Annotated in this window: 25 protein-coding genes; 17 read left to right on the top strand and 8 right to left on the bottom strand. The window is 66.9% G+C overall.

What is annotated here, in order from left to right; genetic code table 11:
• The first annotated feature begins 93 nt into the window (after positions 1-93).
• The 4 genes from KA383_04345 to KA383_04330 are packed head-to-tail and all read left to right on the top strand — an operon-like array spanning position 94 to position 3,012.
• Entirely contained in the window at positions 94-723 is a 630-nt protein-coding gene (locus tag KA383_04345) for a hypothetical protein (protein ID MBP7745338.1), read from the top strand.
• Positions 723-1,352 (top strand): hypothetical protein, encoded by a 630-nt coding sequence (locus KA383_04340; GenBank protein MBP7745337.1) that lies wholly within the window; start codon positions 723-725, stop codon positions 1,350-1,352. Before KA383_04345 ends, KA383_04340 begins: the two co-directional genes overlap by 1 nt.
• Position 1,353: 1 nt before the next feature.
• On the top strand, positions 1,354-2,487 hold the full coding sequence (locus KA383_04335; GenBank protein MBP7745336.1) for a radical SAM protein: 1,134 nt from the start codon (positions 1,354-1,356) through the stop codon (positions 2,485-2,487).
• A gap of 9 nt (positions 2,488-2,496) precedes the next feature.
• Positions 2,497-3,012 carry a hypothetical protein gene (locus KA383_04330; protein MBP7745335.1) on the top strand — a complete coding sequence of 172 codons (516 nt, stop codon included), beginning with the start codon at positions 2,497-2,499 and terminating at the stop codon, positions 3,010-3,012.
• On the opposite strand, the gene prfB is transcribed toward KA383_04330, so the two are convergent.
• Together prfB and metK are read right to left on the bottom strand one after the other, a co-directional pair.
• Positions 2,996-4,118 (bottom strand): peptide chain release factor 2 gene (gene prfB, locus KA383_04325; GenBank protein MBP7745334.1). Its coding sequence is split into 2 segments (ribosomal slippage): positions 2,996-4,036 and positions 4,038-4,118, totalling 1,122 coding nucleotides; the frame shifts between segments, so codons are not numbered across the junction. The two genes, KA383_04330 and prfB, sit on opposite strands and share 17 nt — an antisense overlap.
• Positions 4,119-4,205: 87 nt before the next feature.
• The gene (metK, locus tag KA383_04320; protein ID MBP7745333.1) at positions 4,206-5,396 is read right to left on the bottom strand and encodes a methionine adenosyltransferase; all 1,191 of its coding nucleotides are present in this window, start codon (positions 5,394-5,396) and stop codon (positions 4,206-4,208) included.
• A 160-nt stretch (positions 5,397-5,556) separates the two neighbouring features.
• On the opposite strand from metK, the gene KA383_04315 reads away from it, so the two are divergent.
• The 5 genes from KA383_04315 to lpxB all read left to right on the top strand — a co-directional run bounded on the left by KA383_04315 (position 5,557) and on the right by lpxB (position 8,582).
• Positions 5,557-6,531 (top strand): substrate-binding domain-containing protein, encoded by a 975-nt coding sequence (locus tag KA383_04315; protein MBP7745332.1) that lies wholly within the window; start codon positions 5,557-5,559, stop codon positions 6,529-6,531.
• An 83-nt stretch (positions 6,532-6,614) separates the two neighbouring features.
• A complete protein-coding gene (locus tag KA383_04310) occupies positions 6,615-6,944 on the top strand; it encodes a nucleotidyltransferase domain-containing protein (protein MBP7745331.1) in 330 nt (109 codons plus the stop codon).
• Entirely contained in the window at positions 6,928-7,128 is a 201-nt protein-coding gene (locus KA383_04305) for a HEPN domain-containing protein (protein MBP7745330.1), read from the top strand. The genes KA383_04310 and KA383_04305 overlap by 17 nt, the downstream gene beginning before the upstream one ends.
• 3 nt (positions 7,129-7,131) lie before the next feature.
• Positions 7,132-7,314, top strand: a complete 183-nt coding sequence (locus KA383_04300; protein MBP7745329.1) for a hypothetical protein — start codon at positions 7,132-7,134, stop codon at positions 7,312-7,314.
• Positions 7,311-8,582, top strand: a complete 1,272-nt coding sequence (lpxB, locus tag KA383_04295) for a lipid-A-disaccharide synthase (protein MBP7745328.1) — start codon at positions 7,311-7,313, stop codon at positions 8,580-8,582. The genes KA383_04300 and lpxB overlap by 4 nt, the downstream gene beginning before the upstream one ends.
• Before the next feature lie 19 nt (positions 8,583-8,601).
• Here lpxB and KA383_04290 read toward each other — a convergent pair whose 3' ends face one another.
• The 4 genes from KA383_04290 to KA383_04275 form a co-directional block, all read right to left on the bottom strand.
• Positions 8,602-9,987 carry a hypothetical protein gene (locus KA383_04290; protein MBP7745327.1) on the bottom strand — a complete coding sequence of 462 codons (1,386 nt, stop codon included), beginning with the start codon at positions 9,985-9,987 and terminating at the stop codon, positions 8,602-8,604.
• A complete protein-coding gene (locus tag KA383_04285; protein ID MBP7745326.1) occupies positions 9,984-10,559 on the bottom strand; it encodes a sigma-70 family RNA polymerase sigma factor in 576 nt (191 codons plus the stop codon). Before KA383_04285 ends, KA383_04290 begins: the two co-directional genes overlap by 4 nt.
• 157 nt (positions 10,560-10,716) lie before the next feature.
• Complete coding sequence (locus KA383_04280) at positions 10,717-10,923, bottom strand: hypothetical protein (GenBank protein ID MBP7745325.1); 207 nt, start codon at positions 10,921-10,923, stop codon at positions 10,717-10,719.
• A 179-nt stretch (positions 10,924-11,102) separates the two neighbouring features.
• Complete coding sequence (locus KA383_04275; protein MBP7745324.1) at positions 11,103-11,396, bottom strand: RNA-binding protein; 294 nt, start codon at positions 11,394-11,396, stop codon at positions 11,103-11,105.
• Positions 11,397-11,728: 332 nt separating this feature from the next.
• Here KA383_04275 and aspS point away from each other — a divergent pair, with 332 nt between their 5' ends.
• Positions 11,729-13,531: an aspartate--tRNA ligase gene (gene aspS / locus KA383_04270; GenBank protein ID MBP7745323.1), complete on the top strand. Its 1,803-nt coding sequence runs from the start codon at positions 11,729-11,731 to the stop codon at positions 13,529-13,531.
• 20 nt (positions 13,532-13,551) lie between these two features.
• On the top strand, positions 13,552-13,830 hold the full coding sequence (locus tag KA383_04265; protein MBP7745322.1) for a hypothetical protein: 279 nt from the start codon (positions 13,552-13,554) through the stop codon (positions 13,828-13,830).
• Between the two features lie 370 nt (positions 13,831-14,200).
• Here KA383_04265 and KA383_04260 read toward each other — a convergent pair whose 3' ends face one another.
• Together KA383_04260 and KA383_04255 are read right to left on the bottom strand one after the other, a co-directional pair.
• On the bottom strand, positions 14,201-15,004 hold the full coding sequence (locus tag KA383_04260) for an ABC transporter permease (GenBank protein MBP7745321.1): 804 nt from the start codon (positions 15,002-15,004) through the stop codon (positions 14,201-14,203).
• 59 nt (positions 15,005-15,063) lie between these two features.
• Positions 15,064-16,209: an AAA family ATPase gene (locus tag KA383_04255; GenBank protein MBP7745320.1), complete on the bottom strand. Its 1,146-nt coding sequence runs from the start codon at positions 16,207-16,209 to the stop codon at positions 15,064-15,066.
• Positions 16,210-16,612: 403 nt separating this feature from the next.
• Here KA383_04255 and KA383_04250 point away from each other — a divergent pair, with 403 nt between their 5' ends.
• From KA383_04250 to KA383_04225, 6 genes are read left to right on the top strand one after another with little or no spacing between them, the layout of a single operon-like run.
• Positions 16,613-17,284 carry a polysaccharide export protein gene (locus KA383_04250; protein MBP7745319.1) on the top strand — a complete coding sequence of 224 codons (672 nt, stop codon included), beginning with the start codon at positions 16,613-16,615 and terminating at the stop codon, positions 17,282-17,284.
• Positions 17,285-17,295: 11 nt separating this feature from the next.
• Positions 17,296-19,065 (top strand): hypothetical protein, encoded by a 1,770-nt coding sequence (locus tag KA383_04245; protein MBP7745318.1) that lies wholly within the window; start codon positions 17,296-17,298, stop codon positions 19,063-19,065.
• A 54-nt stretch (positions 19,066-19,119) separates the two neighbouring features.
• Positions 19,120-20,388, top strand: a complete 1,269-nt coding sequence (locus KA383_04240) for a CpsD/CapB family tyrosine-protein kinase (GenBank protein MBP7745317.1) — start codon at positions 19,120-19,122, stop codon at positions 20,386-20,388.
• Complete coding sequence (locus tag KA383_04235; protein ID MBP7745316.1) at positions 20,354-21,463, top strand: FemAB family PEP-CTERM system-associated protein; 1,110 nt, start codon at positions 20,354-20,356, stop codon at positions 21,461-21,463. Before KA383_04240 ends, KA383_04235 begins: the two co-directional genes overlap by 35 nt.
• A 10-nt stretch (positions 21,464-21,473) precedes the next feature.
• Complete coding sequence (locus tag KA383_04230) at positions 21,474-22,760, top strand: TIGR03087 family PEP-CTERM/XrtA system glycosyltransferase (protein ID MBP7745315.1); 1,287 nt, start codon at positions 21,474-21,476, stop codon at positions 22,758-22,760.
• Complete coding sequence (locus KA383_04225; GenBank protein MBP7745314.1) at positions 22,757-23,980, top strand: glycosyltransferase family 1 protein; 1,224 nt, start codon at positions 22,757-22,759, stop codon at positions 23,978-23,980. The genes KA383_04230 and KA383_04225 overlap by 4 nt, the downstream gene beginning before the upstream one ends.
• Positions 23,981-24,124 lie beyond the last annotated feature (144 nt).

Raw genomic sequence — 24,124 nt, 5'->3', positions numbered from 1 at the left:
ACCTCCCGCCTTATTGAATCCGCCTCCTGGTGTTCTCGTATAATGGAACGACTGCCCGCTGAGTGCGTCTAACTCGGCGGCGGAGGTCGTGCCATGGGGAATCTGACATTTCAGCCGGTGCGGCGCTACGGGGTGCCCGCCTACCCGACCAAGCTCTCTATTGCCGCCGACCCGACGCTCTTGCGGCAGCATGTGCCTTCGGCATGGCTCGCGCAGCGCGAGATCGCGGCGGCGGCGGGGGCGCTGCTCGTGGTCGGAACCATGGGTTGTCCTCCGCTCGTGACCCCTGGCATACCGGCGGCGGTGGAGGCTTTTTCGGAGGCGACCGCGCTGGAGATCATCCGGGATGAGCTGCGGCTCCAGGGCTTGGCGGCGATTGCCTCCGAGGCGGAGCTGCCGGGTGTCACACTGGCCACGGCGTCCGGCGGGGCCGAGCCCCTGGTCGTCGATCTGTCGGATCCGGAATGGAAGTGGGCCCTGGAGTACGTCACGTATGACGATTACATCGCGCTCGAAGCGGGACTGCCGACCGGCACTGGTGACCTCGCGGCAAGGTTGACAGACTATGTCGCTGCGCAGGCGGAAGACGTCCACTTTCAAGCTCTGCGTGCACCCTACTCGACCACTGGCGACATCAACACGCCGCAGCCCGAAGCCGAGAGTCAACTGCGCGCGCAGGTCAAGGACTTCGTCGATTGGCTGAAGGCTCAGGGAGTGATCTGATGGCCAAGCGTGGTCCGCGTGTGCTGCGGTCCTATCCCGCGCCGTGCTATCCGACTCGAACGGCGGTGCTGGCAAAACCGGACCTGCTACAACAGTACGTACCGTCGGCGTGGCTGTGGCGCCGTGAGATCGCGACCGCCGCGGGAGTGCTGCTCAGTGTCACGACGCTGGGGACGACGTCCGGGTGTGTCTTCGGCGCGCCGGCGGTCGTTGAAGCCTTTTCAGAATCCAGCGCCAGGCAGATCATCCGGGACGAACTCGGTCACCGTGGCGTCGTCGCGATCGTCGAGGAAGCTGCCTTGCCGGGCGTGACGCTCGCCTCGGCGTCCGGCGAAGCCGAGCCCTTCGTCGTGGACCTCTCGGATCCCAAATGGAAGTGGGCGCTCGAATACGTTGCCCGCGACGACCTGCGGCGCTTGGAGGCGCGCTTACCCGCCGGGACTGGCGATACGGATGCGCGGTTGACCGCGCGTGTCGCAGCGCAGGCACCCAACGTCCATTTTCGCGCGCTGCGCGCGCCGAACGTGCCGACTGGCGATGTTGCTAAGTATCAAGCGAAGGCGGAAAACCAGCTCCGCGAACAGGTTAAGGACTTCATCGACTGGCTCAAGGCCCAGGGTGTGATCTGATATGCACCTGACGCTCCATCTGACCACCGCCTGCAATATGCGCTGCTCGTACTGCTACGCGCCGCCGCATGACGGTGCGCCGATGAGTGACGAGATTGGCCGCCAGGCGCTCGACCTCGCCGCGCGCCTCACGTCAGACTCGTGCGGCGTCGTCTTCTTCGGCGGGGAGCCGCTGCTCTGCAAAGACCGCATCGCGTCGCTCGTCGCGTATGCCCGGCACCTGGAGCACAACCGCGCCGGCCGCTTCCACTTCAAGATCACCACGAACGGCCTGCTGCTCGACGCCGCCTTCCTCGAATTCGCCGTTCGCAACGACATCCTCATCGCCATGAGCCTCGACGGGGTCCGCCAAGCCCACGACCAGCATCGTCGGCTCGCGGGCGGCGGACCGACGTTTGACGTGCTCGTGGAACGCCTGAAGATGCTGCTGTCCGTCCGGCCATATTCGAGCGTGCTGATGGCCGTGAACCCGGACACGGCGCGCTATCTGGCGGATTCCGTCGCGTTTCTGCTGGATCTTGGCTGCCGCTACCTGATCGTGTCGCTCAACTACGCGGCGGACTGGCAGGAAGCAGATTTCCGCGTGCTCGGCAAGCAGTTCAAGCGACTCGGCAAGCTGTACGTGCAATGGACGCGGGCCGGCCGCAAGTTCTACCTCAGCCCGTTCGAGGTCAAGCTCTCCTCGCACATCAACCAGCATTGCTGGCGCAAGGAGCGCTGCGAACTCGCCGAGCGACAACTCTCGGTCGATCCGCAGGGCTACCTGTTTCCCTGTGTGCAGTTCCCGCGGGCCGGGCCGGACAGCCGCTGGTGCATCGGCCACGTGTCGCGCGGCATCGACGACGACGCCCGCCGGCGTATTCACGACGAGTCCGAGGCGGAGAAAGCCTTCTGCCGCGAATGCACCCTCAAAGAGCGCTGCCACAACACCTGCGGCTGCCTGAACTGGCAGACGACCGGAACGATCAACGGGATTTCGCCGGTGCTGTGCCGCTACGAGCAGATGCTGACGCCGATTGCGGACCGCGTGGGCAATGTGCTCTATCGCAAACGTGACCCGCTGTTCCTGCACAAGCACTACAACGCGGCGTATCCGGTGCTGTCGCTATTGGAAGACACGCTTCTGAAGAAGTAGGGCGATGACATGAAGTCGGACAGGCTGCGCAGCACGCGCGAATGGCTCGTCGCCGCGGGCTTCCTGATCGGCGGATTGGCCATCCTGGTCCTGGGTGGCATCAGCTATTGGCAAGGCGTGCCGGTGGACACCATCTGGATCACCGGCGACGAACGCGCCCCGCAGCTCCGAGCCGCGCTCGTCAGCGGCATCTTGCACATGGTCTACAGCGCGCCGCAGTTGAACGTGCCGAGTGAATCCCGGCAGGAATTGGCGTGGTTCTATTTCCGCCAAGTGACCTATGGCGGCACGGGGGCGTTCGGTGTCGGGCTGCCGTTCTGGTTCCTGGCCGGCGGCGTGCTGAGTGCGGCGGTCATCGCCTATCGCCGCGGACCGCGGCGGCGCGCCCGGCGCCGACGGCGCGGCGAATGTATCCACTGCGGCTATCCCCTGGCGGGCCTGACCGAACCGCGCTGTCCGGAATGCGGCCGCGCATTCATATCGACGAACGTGGTTCGCAGCACCCCGGCTACTTGCCGCCCTTGAGCCGCTGGCGCAGGCGGGCGTCGATGTAGGGCTGGATGTCGCCGTTGAGGACGCGCTGCACGTCGCCGATCGCGAGGTTCGTGCGGTGGTCCTTGACGTGGATCGTCGAGCCGTGGATGACGTAGCTGCGGATCTGGTTGCCCCAGGCAATGTCGCCTTTCTCGCTGTAGATCTTCGCCAGCTCGGCGTCGTGCTTCGCCTCCTCGATCTGCTCCAGCTTGGATTGCAGCATGCTCAGAGCCACGCGCTTGTTCTGCGCCTGGCTGCGCTCGTTCACGCACTCGACCATGATGCCGGTCGGCTTGTGCCGAATGCGCACCGCCGTCGCGACCTTGTTGACATTCTGCCCACCGGCCCCCGATGCGCGCCGGAAGGTTTCGATGTCGAGGTCCCCCTCGGCAATGTCGATCTTGGATTCTTCGAACTCGGGCAGGCAATCGACCGCGACAAAGGACGTCTGGCGCTTGCTCTGGGCATTGAACGGGCTCAGCCGCACAAGCCGGTGCACGCCGACCTCACACGATAGGTATCCGTACGCGTAGGGGCCTTCGACGTAGAGCGTGACCGACTGGATGCCGGCCTCTTCGCCGACGCGACGATCGACCTCGGACGCGCGAAAGCCGGCCGACTCGAAGTACATCAGGTACATGCGCAACAGCATCTCGGCGAAGTCGCACGCGTCCACGCCGCCCGCCCCCGCCTGTAGGCTGAAGAAGCAGTTGCGGGCATCGTTCTCGCCGGACAGCAGCGTCAGCAGCTCGACCTGGTCGGTGCGAGCGGTCATCTGCTCCAGCTCGCGTTGCACCTCGGCACGCGATTCGTCATCGGCCTGCTCCGCGGCCAGCTCGACGAGCACGTGCGCGTCGTCCGCCCGGCGCAGCAGTTCCTGCACCGGGTCGATCTTGGCACGCAGGGCCTTCAGCTCCGCCACGACCTTCTGGGCGGCTTCCTGGCTGTCCCAGAAGCCCGGCTGCTGCATGCGGGTCTCGAGCTCGGTCAACCGCGCGGTCTTCGCGGGCAGGTCAAAGAGAGTCCCGGATCGCGTGGATCCGGGATGTGAGCTCCCGGAGGGCTCCGGCGGGGTCTTCATATACCTTGGTGGCCATCACAGATTTCCAACAGTGGCCGATCCAGCACCCCTCCCCATCGCAGGGGCAGGGCAGGGAGAGCGTCAGGTCCGACTGCGCCGCACGTCACCCGCCGGCGGCCCTCTTCAGCGCCGCCGCCTTGTCCGTCTTCTCCCACGTGAACGTCGGCAGCTCGCGGCCGAAGTGCCCATGCCGGGCGGTCTCGCGATAGATCGGCCGGCGCAGGTCCAGATACTCGATGATTGCCCGTGGCGTAAGCGGGAAATGCTCGCGCACGAGCTTGCTGATCTTGTCCTCGTCGATCCGGCCAGTGCCTTCGGTGCTGACCAGCACGCTCGTCGGCTCGGCGATGCCGATCGCGTAGGAGAGTTGCACTTCGCAGACGTCCGCGAGGCCGGCGGCGACGATGTTCTTCGCAATGTGGCGGGCCATGTACGCGGCGGAGCGGTCCACCTTGGTCGGGTCCTTGCCCGAGAACGCGCCGCCGCCGTGCCGGCCGCGGCCGCCGTAGGTGTCGACGATGATCTTGCGCCCGGTGACGCCGGTGTCGCCGTGCGGGCCGCCGATCTCAAAGCGGCCGGTGGGATTCACGTGGATGGTGATCTTGGGGTTCCACCAGTCGCCGAGCACGGGCTTGATGATCTCAGCTTTGACCGCCTCGCCGAGCTCCTTCTGCCGGTCGTTCCAGGACGGGGCGTGCTGCGTGGAGAGGACGACGGTGTCGATCCGCACGGGCTTGCCGTCTTCATACTCGACGGTGACCTGCGATTTCGCGTCCGGGCGCAGACCGGGGATCAGCTCCTCGCGCCGCACGCCGACGTGGTGCTCGACCAGCCGGTGCGCAAGCTGGATCGGCAGCGGCATGAGCTGGGGTGTCTCGCGGCAGGCGAAGCCGAACATCATGCCCTGGTCGCCGGCGCCGTCCCGATCGACGCCCATCGCGATGTCGGGGGATTGTCGCTTGATGGAGGTCAAGACCGCGCACGACTCGTAGTCGAAGGCCATATCGCCGGACGTGTAGCCGATCTCCTTGATCGTGTCGCGGACGACGTCGGGGATTTCGACGTAGGCCTTGGTGGTCACCTCGCCGGCGACGACGGCCATGCCAGTGGATACGAGGGTCTCGCAGGCGACACGGGAGTACTTGTCCTGGGCGAGCATGGCATCCAGGATGGCGTCCGAGATCTGGTCGGCGACCTTGTCGGGGTGGCCCATGCTGACGGACTCGGATGTGAACAGGTGCTTATGGTGCTTGGTGCCGGGCAAGTGTCTCTCCTTCTTCGCAGTAGGCGCCATGAGACCGAACCTCGAACCCGATATGTTAGGCCGCCCAGGCGCGGCGGACAAGCGTGCACGCGCGCCGCTGGCGGGTTGCCGCGGGCGGCGATACCTTGTCGTGGTCAGGCTCTGGCCGGCACACCTGGACGCCGGCCGCCGTGAACCAAGGAGGAACCGCATGCACCGTCTCGTCTGCGTCACCGGTTTTGTGCTGGGTCTGGGTTTCGTGTCGGCGGCCCCGGCTCAGGACACCCCCAAGCCGCCCGCGAAAGAGAAGTACGTCATTGGCTTTTCGCAGTGCACCGTCAAGGAGCCCTGGCGAGTCGAGTTCAACCGCCGGCTCAAGGAGCACGCCGAGAAGAAGTATCCCAATGTGCAGCTCGACATGCTCGACGCGGACGACAAGACCGAGAAGCAGGTCGGCGATGTGAAGACGTTCATCCGCCGGGGCGTGGACGCGATCCTCATCAGCCCGAAAGAGTCGGCGGGCCTGACCAGCGTCGTGAAGGAAGCGACCGAGGCCGGCATCCCGGTGATCGTGCTGGACCGCGACGTGAACTACAAGGGCTACGCCTGCTTCATCGGCGGCGACAACAAGGTCATCGGCCGCGCTGCCGGCAAGGTCGCCGTGGACATGCTCGGCGGACCGGGCAAGGCGAAGGGGATCATCTTCGAGATCTGCGGCGGATTGGCGTCGACGCCGGGGCAGGAACGCCGCGACGGGTTCCACGAGGTGGTGGACAAAGAACCGGGGATCAAGGTGCTGGGTGGCCTCGACTGCGACTGGAAAAAGGACAAGGCGCATTCGGTCATGCAGGACGCGTTGAAAGCGAACCCGCAGCTCGACCTGGTGTACGCGCACAACGATCCAATGGCGCATGGTGCGTTCCTGGCGGCAAAAGCCGCCGGCCGGGAGCGCGAGATGAAGTTCGTCGGCATCGACGCACTGCCGGATGAAGGGCAGCGCTGGGTGCAGGGCGGCGAGCTGACGGCGACACTGCTCTATCCAACGCCGGGCGAGACGGGGCTGGATATCGCGATGAAGATTCTCGCGGGCGAGAAGGTGGAAAAGCGGATCACGCTGCCGACGCGCGTGTACACGAAAGAGAATGTGGAGAAGGGTGGGGAGGAAGTGAAGCTGGAGCAGAAATAGCCGCGTGTCGCTCAGCGGCGCAGGAGCGCAGACCATGCGTTCCGCGTCCGCGAGATGAGTATACTGGTGACCGGAGAAGGTCCATGGTGCGGGCCGTTGACGAATTATTGCTGGCGAACGTGACGCGGTTGCTGTGCCAGTCCGCGCAGCCGACGCGGATCATCCTGTTTGGATCGCACGCGCGCGGCGATGCGCGGACCGACAGCGACATCGATCTGCTGGTTGTGGTGCCGCAGAGTTGCGACCGCATGGCGGAGATGGTGCGGCTCAATCGCGTGCTCAGCCCGCTGCGGCTCCCGGTGGACCTGCTGGTTGCGACGGCGGACCAGTTTCGCCACTGGCGTGACACGCCCGGCAACATCTACTCGACGGCGGCGGCGGAGGGCAAGGTGCTGTATGAGCAGACTGCATGAGCAGGCGCTGTTGTTCCGGCAGAAGGCCGCGGACGATCTGGCGCTGCTGGGTGAAGTGCTCGACTCCGCGCGCGTCACGGATGAAATCATCGGGTTTCATTGCCAGCAGGCGGCCGAGAAGCTGCTGAAAGCTCTGTTGTCAGAGTTGGGTGTCGCGTTTCCGCGGACACACAACCTGCGCTAACTTATGGACCTCGTCACCGACACCGGCCACGCGCTGCCACCCGGACTGCACGGGTTGGATGCGCTGACGCCGTACGGGACGGTGTTCTGCTACGAGGATCTGGCGGCGGCGCAACGCCTCGATCGGGCTGCGGCCGCCGACGTGGTGCGAAGGCTGCATGCGCACGTGGGACAACACGTTCGATGACCGGTGACGCCACGGCCGCGACGGACTTGCGAGGGAGTGCGGGCGGGCGCATCTTCATCTCCGTCTGCGAGGCCTCGGCCGACGTGCACGCGGCAGCCCTGGTGCGGGCGGCGCGCGAGCAATTGCCGCGGGCTGTGTTCTATGGGCTGACCGGGCCGCGGCTGCGGGCGCTGGGGGTTGAGACGGTCTATGACTTCGCATCGCACGCAGCTATGCTCAGCGGCGTGCTGGGCGTGCTCGGGCGGGCGTACGCCGCCCTGCGCGTCGTCGAGCGCTCCTGGCGGGCGCAACGCCCGGATGTGGTTGTACTCCTCGATTCCCCCGAGCTGCACCTGAAGTTCGCCCGGCGCGCGCGTGCGCTCGGCATTCCGGTGCTGTACTACATCGCGCCGCAGACCTGGGCGTCGCGCGCGTATCGCAACCGGCAGATCGTTCGCGACATCGATCGGCTGGCGTGCATCTTGCCGTTTGAAGAGGGGTACTTCGCAGGCATCAAGGGATCAAGGGATCAAGGGAACGAGGGATTCCGCGCGGAGTTTGTTGGTCATCCGCTATTTGAGACGTTGCGGCAGGAGCACCCAGACGCCGCGACTGTCGCCGGCTTGCGCACGCAGGCGGCCGGGCGACCGCTCGTCGCGCTGCTGCCAGGATCGCGCGGTCACGTGATTGACACGATGCTGCCGCTGCAATTGGCCGTCGTGCGGCGACTCCGCGCTGCCGGACAGGATGTGCACGCGGTCATCTCGTGCGTGTCCGCGGAACAGCGCGAGCGCATCGAAGGTCTGCGGGCGGCCGACGGCGAGGGCAAGGTTGACATTCTCGTTGCGGACAACGCCAGCCTGCTGACCGCCGCCGACCTGGTGCTCGTGGCGTCCGGCACGGCGACGCTGCACGTGGCGTACTACCGCAGGCCGATGGTGGTGATGTACGACGCCGGCCGGCTGGTGTATTGGCCGTATCGCCTGCTCCGGCGCTGGCTGGTGACGACGCCGCACTTGTCGCTCATGAACATCCTCGCGGGCGCACGGATCGTGCCGGAGTTCATGCCCTTTGTGCGGGACGTCGATGAAATCGCGGGGGTGGCGCGTCAATTGCTCACCGATACGACCTGGCGCGCACTGATGACGCGGCAACTCGACGAGATCGTGCGGCCGCTGGAGCAGGGCACTGCAAGCGCCCGCGTGTGTGAGCTGATCGAAGAGCTGATCGCGGCAATGGGGGGCGAACACGCAGCGAGCAGCCAGCCCGTTGGCCGACTGCTCGCGTGAACTGTGTCGCTCGGCGTGGTCACTGCTCAGCCGGGAGCGTCTCCGCGTGCAAATCGCCGTAGATCACGCGCATCCGCCCGTCGTCCTGCTTCCACCGCACAAGCACTTGGTCGGCATCGGCGGCAGTGACTTCGTCGCCAAAGTACTCGGGCTCGCAACCGTCGCGGACGAGCTTCATGTAGAACATGGCGCCGCTGCCGATTTCCAGGCCCAGTTGCGTCACGCCCGCGGTGCCCAGCTCGTCGAACTTGGTGAAGTTCTCGGGCGGGATCATCCCATGCAGCTGCGTGAGCACAGAGACGCCATCCAGCGCGGTCGGATAGCGCCCGTTCGTCAGGTCGCCGATCCGACGCAGCGCGTTGATGAGCGCCGTTTCGGTCGGCAGGGCGAGCTTGGCATCAATCTTCGTGTAGTCCGCCGGCAGATTCGGCTCAAATGCACTCGCTTCCAGCGGCACGTCCCACTGGAACTGGTCGTACGCCATCTGGAACGGCTGGCCGCCCGGGCCGGGCCGCGTGTGGAGCAGGAACCTCAGCGGCAGGCGCGTCTCCACGTCGATCCATAGTTCCGCGTACGCCGCGTCCGCCGCCGCGCCGCGCGATGACTGGAAGCCGAGCTTCTCGCCGGGCACGCGATAGCCGATCGCCGCTCGTCCGTCGATCGTTTCGCGGCCGATCTCCTGCCCGGCGTCGGCGGTTAGCTTCCGAAGCGCGAGGAGGAACGCATCGGGGCTCTGCTCATGGACGTCGAGCATGGCCATCTGACTGGTGTCCACCTCAATCCAGGTCTTCGTGATCGGCTGCACGGCGATCATGGGTCCGTGCACCGGCGCGTAGTGCCGCGTAACGAGCAGGCCGTTCACGGACATCTCGGAGCAACTGCCGAACTGGTCAGAAATCTGCAGCCGGCCTTCGCCCTGGATCTTCATTCCATGCATCTCGATGCCTTCGGGCATGCTCACACGACACACGATCGTGTGCACGCGTTTCAGGTGCTCGATGGCGGCTGCGAAGGCGCTCTTCTGCCCCGGCGAAATCAGGAACAACGCGATCAGTATCACTGCCGCAGCCGGCACCACCAGCGCCGCCGTCTGTCGTCCGGTCGTCTTCCCCAAACTCATGGCGTAATCTCCGAGGCGGTACCAGCCGCGCACCAGCGGGTCCACCGGGGACCGGTAGGGTGCTTCCGCGGGCAGGGCCGCCATCAGTTGCTCGCGTTGCTCGTCGTGGTCGCGGTCGAACGCTTCATACATTCGCACCCGGTCCGTATGATCGCGCCGGGCGGCGGCGTAGAGCTCGCGGCAGGTTGGACAAAGGCGGGCATGGGCGAGTAATGCCTGTGCTGGCTCATCGGCCAACGTCTCCATGGCCAACAGGTCCCATTCTGCGGTGCGCGGACACGTCATGGCCGCACCTCCTGCATCCCCAACAACTGCCGCAGTCGCCTGACCGCGGACGACAACACGCGATAGAAACCCGATCTCGAGAGGCCCAGGATCGCCCGGGCGTCCTCCACGTTGCGGTCCTGCAGGTAGTACACGTGCAGAGCCAGGCGCTCCTTGTTGCTCAGCGCCGCCGCGGACTTCTGCTCGTGCCGCATCAACCCCGCGATCTGGTCGCGCAGCTCGACGAGACGCTGCTCCGGCGGCGCGACGACCTGCTGGCCGGGCGCCACCCGGGTGACGTACCCCGCCAGGCCGCGCTGCTCCCGGCGGCGTTTCCGCCGCCACTCGCGGCACACCTGGCGCGCGATGCCGACGAGCCACGCGGCAAACCGATTCGGATCGTGGAGGCGGCTGAGATTCCTGTATGCCCGCAGGAACACTTCCTGCGTCAGGTCGGCCGCCGTGGGAAGGTGCCGCACTTCGTCGTAGCAGATCGCCCGAACCAGGCGTGCCCGGCGGTCATACAGCTCGGCAAAGGCCGAGCGATCGCCGTTTCGCACACCGAGAACCAGGGTTCCGTCTGAAGCCGCCACGCCGGCACCTCCGTCTGGAAGATGGCCATCTACCGCAATAGTGGCCGGAGGGTGGATTCTGTCCACACGCGCAGCGATAAATGTCGCGAGTTTTGCCGTCGGACGGGCGAATCAGGAAGGAGGGGACGGAGCAGCGTGCTGCTCAGATCATCACGAGTCAGGCCGTCAGCGGCTGGGGCGGAGGTTCGATGGCTTGGATGGCCAAGTCGCGGTACTCTCCCTCGGCCGCGTGCTTCTGACAATCTGCTTCGGCCTCTTCGGCAGTTGCGTAGCGCCCAAGTGTGACGGTGACACCATCCGGTGCCTTGCCGCGTAAGCGCCAGAGCTTCGGCACGTTCCACTTGTTCGGGTACTTCGCAGGCATCCAATTCTCCGATGTCGCCGTGTGCGGTTTCGCTGCCGCCCCGGCGACCAGACGAAGATAGCGGGAGCCGTCCACGGGTCGTGGAGGCTCCCGCTGCAAAGTCCGGCGGACCTCACGTGGGTGTGGTCCGCTGCTCAGCCGCGACCGCACGGCGGACCATGCGGTATGCGCGAAGCTGGCTAGCGCCGGCCGTAGCCGCCGCGGCCGCCGCCCCCGACGCGGTTCTCACGCGGCTTGGCCTCGTTGACCGTCAGCGCCCGACCGTCATGGTCCCGGCCGTTGAGTGCGGCGATGGCATTGCGGGCTTCCTCGTCCGTGCTCATCTCGATGAAACCGAAGCCCTTGCTGCGACGGGTGTCGCGGTCTTCGATGACTTGTGCGCTCTGCACCGAACCGTGGGCCGCGAAAAGCTGCTCGAGATCAGCACTCGTGACATTGTAGCCCAGGTTCCCCACATACAGTTTCTTACCCATTGCGTTGCTCTCTTCCGATAACGCTTTTGGCGACCCACTGTTTCGCTTTCAGGATCGCATGTGAAAGCGGCCGCAGTTCCGGCCGAGAAGGTAGGCGGGTGATCTAGGAGGTGCGGGACAAGTGCAGCATCGCGTACGACCTGAGTCAGCAAACCAACCGTCAGGATTGTAGCGGCCCGGGGCCGACTGCAACAGGGCGCCGCGAAAGATTTCATACGCGGCAGAGGGGGCCGGCGGGCGCAAAGGGCGCCCGGTCCGTAAATCCGGCGACCTTTGACGCGCGCCGCGCGTCACGGATAGCATCTCGCGGTTGCTGCGCGACCTATGAGGAGATAGCCGTGGCTTTGCCGTACAACCAACGCACCTGCTACTGTGGCGACGTGGGGCTCGACCGCGTCGGTCAGTCGATCCTGCTCTGCGGCTGGGTGCATGTCCGCCGCGACCACGGCGGCATGGTATTCGTGGACCTGCGCGACCGCACGGGGCTGGTGCAGCTCAAGTTCAACCCGGAAACCGACCCGCAGAGCCACGCGACCGCCGGCAAGCTGCGGACGGAGTTCTGCATCGCTGTCCGCGGGCTCGTCGTGCCGCGCCCGGAGGGGCTGGTCAACCCGAAGATGCAGACGGGCGCCATCGAGATCGAGGTGCGCGAAGTCGACATCCTCAGCGCGTCGGAGACGCCGGTCTTCGAGCTGGCGGACGAGATCGACACCAACGAGGAGACGCGCTTGCAGTACCGCTTCCTCGACCTGCGCCGCCGGCCGATGCAGCAGGCACTGCTGCTGCGGCATCGCATTGCCAAGACCATTCGCGACTACTTCGACGAGCAGGGTTTCGTCGAGATCGAGACGCCGTTCCTGACGAAGAGCACGCCGGAAGGGGCGCGCGACTACCTCGTGCCCTCGCGGATCAACCCGGGCTGGTTCTACGCGCTGCCGCAGTCGCCGCAGCTCTTCAAGCAACTGCTGATGATGAGCGGTTTCGACCGCTACGTGCAGATCGTACGCTGTTTCCGCGACGAGGACCTGCGGGCGGACCGCCAGCCGGAGTTCACGCAGCTCGACATGGAGATGTCGTTCGTGCAGCCCGCGGACGTCATGCACGTCGTCGAAGGCTGCCTGGCGCGCATCATGCGCACCACGCTCGGCGTGGAGATTCCGCTGCCCATGCCGCGCATGACGTATGACCAGGCCATGCGCGAATACGGCATCGACCGTCCCGACACGCGCTACGACCTGCGGATCAAGGACGTGTCCGCCATCGCCCAGAAGACCACGTTCGGCGTGTTCACCGAGGCACTGGCCAAGCAGGGCGTGGTCCGCTGCATCCGGGTTCCCGGCGGCGGAGCCATGACACGCAAAGAGACCGACACGCTGGCGGAAGACATGAAGGGGATCGGCGCCGGCGGCCTGCCGCTGGTGAAGGTGGCCGACGAGGGCGGCAAGCTGGTCCTCCAGACCGGCATCGCCAAGTTCTTCACCCCGGAGACGATCGGCGAACTGGTCGCGGCGACGGGGGCGGCACCGGGCGACGTCCTGTTCTTCGCCGCCGGTCCGGAGGCCGATGTGTGCCGCCACCTCGCGTGGCTGCGAGAGACCGTGGCCAGACGCAAGAACCTGATTCCGTCCGGGCTGTGGAACTTCCTGTGGGTGGTCGATTTCCCGATGTTTGAATTCCACCCCGAGGACGGGCGTTGGTACGCTGTGCATCACCCGTTCACGTCGCCGCGCGACGAGGATGTCGCGACGTTTGACGTGGAGCCGGGCAAGGCTCGCGCAAAGGCATACGACGTGGTGTTGAACGGCGTGGAGATCGGCGGCGGCAGCGTGCGTATCCACCGCGCGGACGTGCAGCAGCGCGTCTTCAGGATGCTGCAGATGTCGCCGGAGGAGCAACAGGCGCGGTTCGGCTTTCTGCTGAACGCGCTCGCATACGGTCCGCCGCCCCACGGGGGGCTGGCGCTGGGTCTGGACCGGATCGTCATGCTGCTGGGTGGGCTGCAAAGCCTGCGCGAAGTGATCGCTTTTCCGAAGACCGCGCGGGCCACGTGTCTGCTGACCGGGGCCCCGAGTCCCGTCGCGCAGGATCAGCTCGACGAGCTCGGGCTGCGCGCCGCAACCCCACCGAAACCATGAGCACCGCGCAAGGAGCACACATGTCTACATTCACCAGAAGGGGCCGCTTGTGGTCGGCGTACGTCGGCGGCGGCCTGACCGTGATGGCTGCCGGGCTGCTCTGGCAGAGCCTCGCGGACCCACCCCGGGCCTATGGCCAGGTGCCCGATAGCGGACAGCAACGGATCGAGATGATCTCGGAGCTGAAAGCGTCCAATCAGAAGCTCGCCGAAGCCGTCACGCTGCTCCGCGAAATTCGTGACCTCCAGGCGGCCGCCAAGAAAGAGCCGGCCGTCAAGCCGGCATCGCTGAAGCCGTAAGTGGCAGACGCTGGATTATGAAGCGGGGCGGGGGGCGGCACGCGACCGGGAGCGGTTGCGGATGACTGAATTGAAACATTCTATAATTTCAGGTTAGATTCTGAAAGCGTTGTCGTTCGTATCTTGGTAGACCGAGCCTTTTGGCCCGGGGCCAGGGGCAGCGTCCAGACGGGAATAGGGATCTGGACGCTGTTTTTTTTGTGCCCGCCGCGGCTGGACTTCGCGACGGGGGGACGTGAGTACTGGCCGCCGACGGCGTTCGTAGACTGGACCATGAAGCGTCCGATCCGGCGTGAAGCTGGAGGGTTGCCCAGGCGGGATTTCTCGGCTGGGCAACCTGTCTGTCTGGGGAGCATGCCTGGTTGACAGGTCAGACGATGTCCGCGAAGCGCCGCTGGGCCCAACGGAACCACGCGAGGCCGGCGACCAGCAAGCCAGCGCCCACGAGCACGCTGGGTGCGAGCAGCACCGGGTCGAAACTGTAGCCGGGTAGAAGCGCCCAACGCATGCCCTCGACCACGCCGACCATGGGGTTCAGCTCGTATAGGGACTGCCACGGCGCCGGGATCGCGCTCAGCGGGTACGCCACGGGCGTCGCGAACATCCAGATCTGCGTCATGAACGGTACGGCCTGGGAGATGTCGCGATAGCGGACATTGATCGCGGCCAAGATGAGGCCCACTCCCAGAGCATTTACCGCGGCAAGCAAGACCCAGAGCGGCACGGTCAGGAAGGCCAGTCCGGGAGCGACACCGTAGTGAGCCATTAACACAAAGTACACGAGCAACGCGCAGCCGAAATCGATCAGCGTGGCCAGTTGTCCGGCGAGCGGAAGCACGAGCCGCGGAAAGTACGCCTTCGTGATCAGCCCGGCATTGGCGACGAGGCTGATGGTTGTCGTGCGTAACGCGCGCCCGAAGAAGCTCCACAGCACCAGCGCGGCATAGCAGTAGAGCGGATAGGGGATGGCACCGGAGTCCAGGCCGGCCAGCCGGTTGAACAGCAGTGTGAACAGGACGACGTTGATGAGGGGCTCGAGGAGTGCCCAGGCCGCGCCCAGCAGCGTCTGGCGGTAGCGTACGCGGATGTCGCGCCACGCCAGAAACCCGAGCAGTTCGCGAAAGCGCCACAGCTCGCGCAGCTCGATGAGCGGGCTCGCCTGCGTGGCTTGGATGACCGTGCATGCCGGACGGGGGTAGTCTGACGCGGGAAAGTCAGCCACGTGCGCCCTCGCTAGCCCGCGGGGTCTTCGACGGCCACGTCAAGCGGTGCGGCCGATAGCGCGGCGGGCCGCTGACGTGCCTCGCGAACGCGCGTGAGTGCCTCGGCCAGACGCGCTTCCAGACTGCGCAGACGGTCATCCAGCGGGGCATAGGTGACGATGGGCGCCATCTTGCAGAGCTGCGCCACGCGGTCCATGCGCTCGGTCGCGAGTGCGGTGGATACGGCGCGCGTGATGGGTTGCAGTTTCGCCGGCGGCCGCGACGGCAGGGCTACCGCGCGCACCTTGATCGGCACCGGGCGGACGAGCCGCGGGGTCGGGAGGCTGCGACGCTTGCGGGACGTACCGCCGGTGATCGCGTGCACGCTGGCAACGATGTGCCGCGCGTCGATCAGGCGACGGTCTTCGCTGAATGCGTCCACCATCGCATTGTCGCATAGCTGATTCACGAGAGCCGGGTTGCCCGCGGAGAACCGGTGGATCAGGTTCACTGCGTCCGGCGTGAAGATATCTATCGTCGTCCCGCCGGCCACATTCAGGCGGTGGCGAATGTAGGTGTCCACCTCCGCCTCCGCGAGCCGTGCCAGGTGGCAGGTTCGAAACACCCGGCGGTGCAGCCGGAGCAAGGTGGGCGCCGCGAGCACGTCGAGCAGGGTGGGGAGGCCGAGCAGGATGAGGTTGACCGGCTTGGGCGTGCGGACCTCGCGCGTCGCGAGAGCGAGCAGGTCTTCCCAGTTGTGGGGGCGCAGGCTGTCGGCGTTGTCCGCGATGACGACCGTGCCGTGGTGTGTGCGCAGATTGGTCCGTGTCCAGTCAGCCAGCGTGGTCTCGGTGACGTTCTTGGCTTGAAAGGCGTTGTTCTGCGTGGGGTTGCCGGGCGGGCACACCGTGACGCGCGTCTCGCCCTTGGGCTGCCCGATGCCATGCAGCCAGAGCAGCGCCGTCCGCCGCGGGGCGGTCTGGGTGAGAAGGCGACCGAGCAGCGTTTTACCGGACCCGGATTCACCGACCACGACGGTGCAGGTCTTGCCGGTATGCAGCGCGTACTGGAGCGTGGCGAGCGACTCGGCATGGGAGGTGGTGGCATGGAAGAAGCGCGGGTCGGGCTGGCCGTCGAAGGGGGCCGCGTTCAAGCCAAAGAACCGATACGTTTCCATCGCCGCCACTGCGCATCCCCCGGCAACACCTCTGTTATCGGCTAGGTTCGGGAGGCGCTGAAAGCGAAGACGAACTCCGCCGCGGTGTGGCGCTCGACTTCCGATAACCGTGTCGTTACTTCTTCGCGGACCATGTTTTATGCGAAGCGGGAATCGGTCGATAACTGCGTTGGCAGGAGGCGCGGAGCGTGGCCACGGACGGCCGGAAACTGGTGTGAGCCAACGTGGCTACAGGAAGCTAAGGGACCATTCGATGGTTGCGTCTTGCCGCCGAATCCCGCGGACTGCCGCGCGACGCCTGCGGTACGCGAGTTGGCTGACTCTGAGCGCTGCGCTTTGGACGACCGGTTGCGCCTCGACGCACGGACAGCGCAGCAATTTCCTGCGATCGCACGAAGTCGAAGTGTCCTCGGGCTCGTACGTGGTGCGCCCGCCGGACACGGTCGCGATCCACTCCGCGGACGTCCCCGAGCTGGATGGTGCTTCGCAGACGCTTCGGCCGGACGGCAAGATCGTGCTGCGACTGCTGGGCGAGGTGGATGTGGCCGGCCTGACGACCGGGGAGATCGCGGCGAAACTGAAGTCGCTGCTGAGCCGCTACTACGTCGAGCCGGATGTGATGGTCGAGGTGGTCGGCTACCGCAGCAAGTACTTCTACATCTTCGGCGAAGTGGGCAGTCCCGGGCCGCGCCTGTACACGGGGCGCGACACGCTGCTGAAGGCGCTGGCCGAAGCGCAGCCGACGTTCCTGGCCTGGCGTTCGCAGATCAAGCTGACCCGCCCGTCGGCCAAGGACGGCGAGGCCCGCACGATCACGGTGAACCTCGATGACATCACGAAGCGCGGCGACCTGACGAACGACATCCTGCTTCAGGAAGGCGACGTGATCGAAGTGCCGCCGACGCCGATGGCGTGGGTCGGGCACCGGATTCGCGAAGTGCTGTACCCCGTGGGGCCGTTGATGAGTGCGTACACGCTGCCGGCCGGTCCGATGACGGCGACGCACGCGTACGAGGACGAGTTCGGGTCGGGCGACGATGGCGACCGACGCCGCACGCAGTGGCCACGTTATTGACGACGGCGCGCATGACGAATCAGCAAGGCCAGGCGTTCGAGGACCTGCGCAACACTCTCAGCGGGTGTCTGCGCATCATCCGGCACCGCTGGCGGCTGGCCCTGATCGGGCTGTCGGTCGTCGGCTCGGCCGCCTTCTGGTACAGCCAGTTCCTGCCGCGCGAGTACACCGCGACCACGCTGTTCGAGCGGCGCGACGATGCGGTCCTCCAGAACCTCATCCAGAGCAATTCGCCCTACAGCTTCAGCCACATGAAAACGACCCTGACGATGGACATGATCGGGTCGCGGGCGTTGCTCAAGGCGGCCGTGACCGCCGGACTGCTGCCACCCGAGACCGACGCGGGCACGGGGGCGCTGTCCGAGACGGAGCGGCGCGCGCTCGACGGCGTGCTGGGCAAACACGGATTGCGGCCGTCGGTGGGTCTCCTGCAGAGTTCGGCCAGCCTGGACACGATCCAGCTCGTCTGCGTGGCGAATGACCCCGGCATGGCGCGCCAGTTTGTCGTCGCGATCCGTGACAATTACATCACGGACACGCGCGAGCGCATCCGCCAAATCCTGACCAGCACGCGTGATTTCTTCAAGTCGGAAGTCGAGCGCATCCAGCGCGAGATTGTCGAGACGGAGCAGGCGCTGCAGCGCGACTTCGAGGAGTTCCCCGGCCTGGACCCAACGAACCTCGTGGCCGTCGGCAGCCGTCTGGAGGCCCTGCGCGCCGAACGCAACAACGTGCAGCAGCGCAAGGCGGACCTGGAGGCGCAGATCGCCGCGCGCGAGCAGTTCCTGGTCGAGGCGCCGGAATACTACGTGCTGCCGCCGGACCCCACGTCCTCCGCCCCCGCGCTGGTCGTGCCCGCGGGCGTCGACCCGGCGGACGCCGTGCTGCGCAAGGGGATCGAGAGCGTCAAGGCACAGGTGGTGGAGCTGGTCACCGGGCGGCGGATGACGATGGAGCATCCCGATGTAAAGCGGCTGCTCGGTCAACTCGAGGCGCTGGAGGACCTGCGCCGGACGCTCGTGGATGCGACCCCGACGCCGGACAGCGTAACAGTCGCGCAGACGCCGCCGGCTGTCACCGCGGTGCCGCGCGAGTGGCAGGCCCAGCAACTGCGCATCAGCCTGGAGCTGGATTCGCTGCGCCGCCAGCTCGACGCGACCAAACGGCAGTGGGAGGAAGTTGACGCGCGCGTCGCGCGCTTCACCACGCTCTACGGGCAGCTCGTGGAGAACGGCGACGAGCTCCGCCAGTTGCGGGAACGCCGCAGTGACCGGGCGGTCGAGCTTGGCCTGTGGCAGTCGCACTTGGCGAGCCTGGACCGCATCATGACGGCAGAGAGCGGCGAGCGCGGCACGCAGTTCAGCCTGATCGAAGAACCGAAGAACGTGACCCTGCCCACCAAGCCGCGCGTCGCGTCGATCTTCCTGGTCTGCTCGGGGCTGGGTCTAGCGGCGGCGGCGCTGGCCGTGGCGCTGGCCGAACTCTTCGACCGCTCGTTCCGCTCCATGGGACAGGTCACCAGGACGCTGGGAATCCCGGTGCTCGAATGTGTTGGCGTGATTCCCACGCCGCGCGAGCGCCGCCGAACGCTGATTGGGCGGCTCGTCTGGGCCCCGACGCTGGCCGCGCTCGTGTTGGCGCTGGTCACGACGGCCGGCCTGGCATACGCCAGCCTGGCCCGTCCCGACCTGCACCAGCGGACGATGCAGCGTGTGGATCATGTGCTGAACGCGCTGGGCGTTGCGGCCCTGTACCGCTCCGACCAGCACTCGACGGGATGAGGTAGTGCCGTGGGATCGATGGCGGACGTAATGCGCAAGATCCAGGAGGAAGGGATGCCGTCGGAACCACTTCCGGCCGGCGAGCTGACCTCCCCGGAGTCAGTCGTCACGCCGCCGGAGTCGCCGGCGCCGGTCTCCGAGGCATTTGTCGCCGAGATCCTGGCCGACGGTGCGCCGGCGGAGTCCGAACCGGTGCTCGCGGCGGAAGCGCCGGCCGCGCCCGCCCCCGAGGGCTTGCCCAGCGGGCAGGCAGAGTCGCGCGCCTCCGCGTTTGTCGAGGACGAGGCGCTCGAATCCGGGCTGGAGACTCTGCCCACGCCGGTGGCCGACCTGCCGGTGACCGAATGTGTGTCGCCCGAACCGGAATTCACGCCCGTTGAGACTCAACCGCCGCCGCTTGAGCCGGCCGAGGCGCCAACCGAACCTGAATCGCTCGTGCCGCCAGCGCCGGAACCACCGGCCGCGCCGCTGACGTCGCCGCCGGTTTCGCACCCATCGCCCGTGCCGTCGCCGCCGCAACCGAAACCGGTCCCCGCGCCGGCGCCGCGCCGGGACAAGTCTGGTGCGCGGCGCTCGGGGAGCACCGCGCCGCCGAAGCGCGCGCCCAGACAGCCTCCCGGTGCCTGGAATCCCCAGCGCGTCGACCCGGTCGTCGTTGCCTTTCATGACCGGTACTCGGCCGTCTGCGAACAGTACCGCTCGGTGCGGGCGCGCCTGCTGACCATCAACACCAGCCGGGCGGCCCAGGTAATCGGCATCACGAGCGCCATCCCCGAGGAAGGCAAGAGCGTCACGGCGCTGAACCTGAGCCTGGTGATGGCCGAGGGCGGCGAGCACCGCATTCTGCTGGCGGATGCTGACTTCCGGCGCGCGTCGATTGCACGCATGCTCGGCATCCCGGAGCAGCCGGGGCTGGCCGAGGTCCTGCGCGGCGAAATCGGCTTGGCACAAGCCCTGCAGCCGACGCCGTTCCCCAATCTCAAGGTGTTGACCGCGGGCCGGACTGGAGAGAACGGCTACGCTGAGCTGCTCGGCGGAAATGCCGTCGCCGCCGCACTCGAGGAGTTCCGTAACGGGTTCGACTACACGTTTCTGGACACGCCGCCGATCACGACGGTCTCGGACGTGTGCCTGCTGGCGCCGCAGTCGGACGGCGTGATCGTGGTGATACAGATGCGCCGCACGCCGGAGCCGACAGTGCAGCAGGCGGTGCGGACGCTCCAGGCCAACAACATCAAGATTCTAGGCTCGATACTGTCACGCTATCGCGAGCGCGGCGCAGGCTATTATGAGCATTACTACTCTTCCTACTATTACCACTAACGCCGCTGCGCCGCGCCCGACGTCGCGGACCAGCTACGTGCTGGTGCGCCCGCTTGACGACGCTGCGGGCCTGAGCGCCTGGGCGAGTTATGTGCGATCGGCGCATGGGGCCAGCGTCTTTCATACTCCCGAGTGGTGTGCCAGCGTCGCCGCGGTGTTCGGCCACCGGCCGCTGCACCTGCGCGCCACGCGCGGCACCGAGACGGTCGGCATCCTGCCGCTGATGGAGGTTGACAGCTTCCTCGCGGGGCGGCTGCACGTCAGCGTGCCGTACGGTACGTACGGCGGCCTCCTGGCCGATGATCCGGCGGCGGCGCAGGAACTGGCCGCGGAGGCGGTGCGCGTGGCCGACGAGCGCCAAGCGCGTGTGCTGGAGCTGCGTTCGGCGGAGGCCGTCGTCCCGGAGTTCACGCCGCTCGAGGGCTATCTCGGGTTTACGCGGACGCTGCCGGAGCGACCGGAAGACGTGGCTGCGTTCCTGCCCAAGCGCGCCCGCGCCGCGGCGCGGCACGCGCGGGACCGGGATGGCGTGGTTGTCCGTCACGACAATGACCAATTGCGCACGATGTGGGAACTCTACAGCCGCAGCATGCGGCGTATCGGTTCGATCAACTATCCATACCGCTTCTTTGAGGAGCTGGTGGCCCGGTTTGGTGAACGGGCCTGGGTGTCGGTCGCTCACGGCGGCGCGCGGCCGCTGGCCGGTACGCTCAGCCTGGTTTTCGGCGAAACGATCATGCCTTATGTGCTCGGGGCCGACGATCGCGTGCGCTGCGACGGCGCCGCGAACCTGCTGTACTGGTCCGTCATGGAGCGGGCGGTTGCGGCGGGCCTGCGGACCTTTGACTACGGGCGGAGCCGGGCCGGCAACAGCGGCGCGGTGGGCTTCAAGAAGAACCAGGGTTTTGAGCCGCGGCCGCTGGGCTATCAGCGCTACGTGCCCCCGGGGCGGCAGGCACCGGACTTGCGGCCCTCCAACCCGCGTTTTGCGCTGGCGCGCCGCGCGTGGCAGCAGTTGCCGCTGGTGGTGACGCGCGCGCTGGGTGCGTGGCTGTCCAGGTCGATTCCAGGATGACGAGCGTACCGTGAAGATCCTCATGCTTACGCATCGTTTTCCGTATCCGCCGGTGCGCGGCGACTCCATTCGCGCCTGGGGCGAGCTGGAGTACCTGGCGCAGCGGCACGATGTGTGGCTGGCGTGCGTGGACCGCACGGCGCCCTGGCCCCGTCATTTGGCGCAGGCCCGCCGCCGCTGTCGCGCCGTCGCGGTGGTGGTGCGCTCCGGATTCAAGTCACTGCTGCGCGGGGGCTGGAGCCTGCTGGCCGGGCGGAGCCTGACGGAGGGCTACTTCTTCGATCAGCGCCTTGCCGACATCGTGCAGCGCTGGGGCGCGAGCGTGGGATTCGATGCCGTTCTGACTTTCTCGCCGGTCATGTCGCTCTACGCGGAGCGGGTGCAGGCCACGCGCCGCGTGCTGGACATGAACGACGTCGAGAGTTGCAAGTGGGCGAGCTATGCCGAGCACGGCACGCCGCCGCTGAGCTGGCTCTACCGGCTGGAGGCGCAGCGCCTGCCGCGGGCGGAAGCCGCCTGGGTCCGCACCCATGACGTCAGCTTGCTGGTGAACGAGTGCGAGCGCGCGAAGCTGCCGGCCGAGTGCCGCGCCCGAACCACGGTGGTGCGCACCGGTGTCGACCTGTCGCGATACGCCGTCACGGCGGCGGGCCGCGAGGGTCTCATGGTGCCCCACGAGCCGATCGTGGGCTTCCTGGGCTCCATGTCGTACCCGCCGAACGTCCGCGCCGTGCAGTGGTTCGGGCAGGCGGTCTGGCCGCTGGTGAAACGCGCGGTCCCACGGGCGCGCTGGCTGATCGTGGGCAGCCGCCCGGTGCGGCGTGTGCGCCGCTGGGCGCGGCAGCCGGGCGTACGGGTCACCGGTTTTGTCGAGGACGTGCGACCCCACCTGCGCAGCATGCGAGTCTTTGTTTGCCCGGTGCGCGAGCAGATCGGTGTGCAGACCAAGTTGATTGAGGCACTGGCGGCGGCACGCCCGGCAGTCGTCACGCCGCAGGCCGCCGCCGGCATCGACCACGACGATCCGCCGCCGTTCCTGGTGGCCGGATCGGCCGCGGAATTCGCCGACGCCGTCGTGCGGCTGCTGCGCGATGAAGCCCAGGCCCGGGCGCTTGCGGCGCGCGGCCGGGCGCTCGCGGAAGAGCATTACGACGTGGCAGACCAGATGCAGCGCATCGAGCGTTGTCTGTGCGGTGAGGTGGAAGAGCCGGCCCGCACGCTGCCTTGCGCGGCCCTGTCGCGCGCGTGTTCGGTCAGCCTGGCCGTTGGGATGGGAGACGGGGTGTCGGGCCTGTGATTCGTGATCGCAATATCATCTGCATCGCGAGCAACTGGTTCGACCACCCGACCAGCAAGCACCACGTCATGTGGCGGCTGTCACAGCACAACCACGTCGTGTGGGTGAACTACCACGCGTCGCGCCGCCCGCAGCTCACGCGCGGCGACTCACACCTGGTGGTGCGCCGCCTTCGGCAAATCTGGAGCGGCCCCCGGCGCGTGGCCGCCAGCATGGACGTGCTCTCACCGCTGCTAGTGCCCTTGCCGGCCTCACGAGTCGCCCGCTTCGTGAACAGCCAATTGCTCTCGCGCCAGGTGCTGGGGACCCTGCGCCGTCTGCCGCAGCGACCGACCCAACTCTGGCTGTTCGCGCCGGATATCCCCGAACTGATCGGCCGCGTGCCGGTCGAGCGGGTGGTGTACTACTGCGTGGACGACTTCGCCGCCTTCTCCGGCTACGACACGGAACTGGTCGAACACCTCGAACGCCGGACGATCGCCGCCAGCGACGTGGTCATCACGACGTCGGCCAAGCTGTTCGAGCGCCACCGTCCGCGGCACCCGCGCGTACACCATGTGCCGCACGGCGTGGATTTCGAGCATTTCGCCGGGGCGCTGACGCTGCCGGTCGCGGCGGTGCCGGAGGATCTGCGCCGCGTCCCGCGGCCCGTGCTGGCGTTCATGGGCGTGGTGGGCGACTACATGGACATGCCCCTGCTGGCGGACGCGGCCCGCGCCCGGCCCGAGTGGTCGTTTGTGCTCCTGGGGGACGTGCGCTGCAACGTGGCGCCGCTGGCCGATATTCCCAACATTCACCTGCTCGGCGGGCGCCCGTACGGGTTGCTGCCGGCGTATTGTCGAGGGTTTGACGTCGGGCTGATACCGTTCCGCATGAACCGGCTGACGCGGGCGGTGAACCCGATCAAGTTGCGCGAATACCTGGCCGCTGGACTGCCGGTAGTCTCTGCGCCGCTCGACGCCGTGCGCCGCTATGCGCCCTTTGTCCAACTCGCCGAGACGCTGCCCGAGTTTCTGGCGGCGTGCGAGCGTGCGTTGGCCATGGCCCAGGATGGTCACCCCCAGGCACGGCAGGATCTGGTGCGGGCCGAGGGCTGGCAGGAGCGCGTCGCGTTCATCTCGCATTTGGTGACGGAACTCCCAACCACCGGGGCGGTCTGCCTGGGGCCAACCGCACTCCACACATCGGACCCCAAAACTCCAGTCCTCAGTGCGCGCTAGCGCCCGATGTAGCGACAGGGCGTGCCCCTCGTGGCGGGCACATCTGGAGTTATGGGACAGCAGCGCGAAATGATGCGATTAGCCCCGGTCGACCGTCCGAGTGACCAATAATACCCCCGCGGCCGGCGGCAAACGCCATCCTCA

The sequence above is a fragment of the Phycisphaerae bacterium genome (assembly GCA_017999985.1).
GTDB lineage: Bacteria > Planctomycetota > Phycisphaerae > UBA1845 > Fen-1342 > JAGNKU01.
The sequence above is the reverse complement of the archived record's forward strand: the minus strand, read 5'-3'. Positions and strand labels throughout refer to the sequence as shown.

Excerpts from the sequence above, each read along its gene's own strand:
- KA383_04275 (MBP7745324.1), bottom strand. The coding sequence starts at position 11,396 with ATGGGTAAGAAACTGTATGTGGGGAACCTGGGCTACAATGTCACGAGT.
- KA383_04310 (MBP7745331.1), top strand. The coding sequence starts at position 6,615 with ATGGTGCGGGCCGTTGACGAATTATTGCTGGCGAACGTGACGCGGTTG.
- KA383_04280 (MBP7745325.1), bottom strand. The coding sequence starts at position 10,923 with ATGCCTGCGAAGTACCCGAACAAGTGGAACGTGCCGAAGCTCTGGCGC.
- KA383_04235 (MBP7745316.1), top strand. The coding sequence starts at position 20,354 with ATGAGCATTACTACTCTTCCTACTATTACCACTAACGCCGCTGCGCCG.
- KA383_04240 (MBP7745317.1), top strand. The coding sequence starts at position 19,120 with ATGCCGTCGGAACCACTTCCGGCCGGCGAGCTGACCTCCCCGGAGTCA.
- KA383_04345 (MBP7745338.1), top strand. The coding sequence starts at position 94 with ATGGGGAATCTGACATTTCAGCCGGTGCGGCGCTACGGGGTGCCCGCC.
- KA383_04340 (MBP7745337.1), top strand. The coding sequence starts at position 723 with ATGGCCAAGCGTGGTCCGCGTGTGCTGCGGTCCTATCCCGCGCCGTGC.
- KA383_04265 (MBP7745322.1), top strand. The coding sequence starts at position 13,552 with ATGTCTACATTCACCAGAAGGGGCCGCTTGTGGTCGGCGTACGTCGGC.
- KA383_04290 (MBP7745327.1), bottom strand. The coding sequence starts at position 9,987 with ATGACGTGTCCGCGCACCGCAGAATGGGACCTGTTGGCCATGGAGACG.
- KA383_04330 (MBP7745335.1), top strand. The coding sequence starts at position 2,497 with ATGAAGTCGGACAGGCTGCGCAGCACGCGCGAATGGCTCGTCGCCGCG.
- KA383_04255 (MBP7745320.1), bottom strand. The coding sequence starts at position 16,209 with ATGGAAACGTATCGGTTCTTTGGCTTGAACGCGGCCCCCTTCGACGGC.
- KA383_04315 (MBP7745332.1), top strand. The coding sequence starts at position 5,557 with ATGCACCGTCTCGTCTGCGTCACCGGTTTTGTGCTGGGTCTGGGTTTC.
- KA383_04245 (MBP7745318.1), top strand. The coding sequence starts at position 17,296 with ATGACGAATCAGCAAGGCCAGGCGTTCGAGGACCTGCGCAACACTCTC.
- lpxB (MBP7745328.1), top strand. The coding sequence starts at position 7,311 with ATGACCGGTGACGCCACGGCCGCGACGGACTTGCGAGGGAGTGCGGGC.
- KA383_04335 (MBP7745336.1), top strand. The coding sequence starts at position 1,354 with ATGCACCTGACGCTCCATCTGACCACCGCCTGCAATATGCGCTGCTCG.
- KA383_04300 (MBP7745329.1), top strand. The coding sequence starts at position 7,132 with ATGGACCTCGTCACCGACACCGGCCACGCGCTGCCACCCGGACTGCAC.
- KA383_04305 (MBP7745330.1), top strand. The coding sequence starts at position 6,928 with ATGAGCAGACTGCATGAGCAGGCGCTGTTGTTCCGGCAGAAGGCCGCG.
- metK (MBP7745333.1), bottom strand. The coding sequence starts at position 5,396 with ATGGCGCCTACTGCGAAGAAGGAGAGACACTTGCCCGGCACCAAGCAC.